Raw genomic sequence first — 907 nt, 5'->3', positions numbered from 1 at the left:
GTGTCCGGCCCCGCGGGTCCGCCTGGCGTCGGGGAAGAGCGTCAGGTGGGGTTCCGCGGGGCCGGTGGGTCACCCCCCGCCGGCGGGGCCGGCAGGTGCCCGCTGTCCGTGCGGTCCTCCGTCGTGGGACCGAGCCGCGGGGAAGGCGGCTGGGGCCCGGTCCGGTCGAGCCGCGGGGAAGGTGGCTCGAACGGTTCGGCACGGGGCCGGTGGGAGCGGGTGGGGCGTTCCCGGGATCACGACAGCGTCGGCATCCCCTCGCTCTCCATGTCGGCGAAGGCGGCTTCCTGCTCGGCCACGTAGGCGTCCCAGGTCGCGGAGTCCCAGATCTCGAAGCGGGTGTCCACGCCGACCACGACCACGTCGCGGTCCAGGTGGGCGTACTCCCGCAGGCTCGCGGGGATGGTGATGCGGCCGGTCTTGTCGGGCTCGAGCTCGACCATGGAGCCGAAGCTCATGCGGGCGCGCATGCGCGCGGCGGCGGTGTCCGACGGCGCCATCGCGGCCATCGCGGCGCTCTGCTCGGCGACCCGGCCCATGGTGAGGCCGTAGATGCAGCGTTCCTGGCCCTTCTTGATCACCATGCCGTCGGCCACCTGGTCGCGGAAGCGCACGGGGAGGGCGAGCCGGCCCTTCTCGTCGAGGCGCAACTGATAGCTGCCGACGAACACCGGATCACCCCCTGCATCGGTCCTCCCATGGCTCTGCAGCTCCCCGGACGGGACCCTGCCTCCCCACCGGCCGACACAGTAACCCACTAGCCCCCACTGGACACCACTCGAGGCCGTGTCGTGATCCACGGCCCCCACCGGCGGACCGTGTCGCCTCCGTCACCGCTCCACCGTACGTGCCGCGCGACCCCCCGTCCCGGTCGCTGATCACGGTGCGCGGGCGGGGCGGCCGGGAC

1 protein-coding gene is annotated in these 907 nt (G+C 73.6%); it reads right to left on the bottom strand.

The window, feature by feature from the left end:
- Positions 1 to 236: 236 nt before the first annotated feature.
- Entirely contained in the window at positions 237 to 671 is a 435-nt protein-coding gene (mraZ, locus tag E9565_RS21905) for a division/cell wall cluster transcriptional repressor MraZ (protein ID WP_236828379.1), read from the bottom strand.
- Between the last annotated feature and the right edge of the window lie 236 nt (positions 672 to 907).

It is taken from the genome of Blastococcus sp. KM273129, from assembly GCF_021698995.1.
GTDB lineage: Bacteria > Actinomycetota > Actinomycetes > Mycobacteriales > Geodermatophilaceae > Blastococcus.
The sequence above is the reverse complement of the archived record's forward strand: the minus strand, read 5'-3'. Positions and strand labels throughout refer to the sequence as shown.